Origin of the sequence: Promicromonospora kroppenstedtii DSM 19349, assembly GCF_000515355.1 — a bacterium.
Taxonomy (GTDB): domain Bacteria; phylum Actinomycetota; class Actinomycetes; order Actinomycetales; family Cellulomonadaceae; genus Promicromonospora; species Promicromonospora kroppenstedtii.
This window is the reverse complement of sequence record NZ_KI911617.1, coordinates 2779-3195: the sequence shown is the minus strand read 5'-3', so window position 1 is coordinate 3195 and position 417 is coordinate 2779. Positions and strand designations below refer to the sequence as shown.

Annotated in this window: 1 protein-coding gene; it reads left to right on the top strand. The window is 76.7% G+C overall.

All coding sequences use genetic code 11. The features are described from left to right. The coding region (locus PROKR_RS04520) for a ComEC/Rec2 family competence protein (protein WP_211240027.1) at positions 1-417 on the top strand (417 nt) is incomplete at both ends.

Sequence of the window (417 nt, the reverse complement as noted above, 5' to 3'; positions counted from 1 at the left end):
CCCGGAGCGCCGCCGAGATCCGGGCGCCGCCGTCCGCGCTCCGCGTGCTCGACACCCACCGCGCGGCCCTCCTGGCGGTCACCGACCCGCTCTCCCCGCAGGCCCGTGGGCTGGTCCCGGGGGCGGCGATCGGCGACACCACCCGGCTCCCCGACGACACCGCGGAGGAGATGCGCATCGCGGGCCTTTCTCACATAACAGCCGTCTCCGGGGGCCATTTCGCGGTCGTGGTCGCCGTCCTGACTCTCCTCTGCTCGGCCGCCCGGCTGCCCCGACCCGGCAGGGTGCTCGTCATCGCGCTCGCGTCCGTGGCCTTCGTGCTCCTGGTCCGGCCCGAACCCGCCGTGCTCCGGGCCGCGGTCATGGCGGCGTTCGCCCTCGCCGGTACGGCGCTCGGCCGGCCGTCCCAGGCGCTGC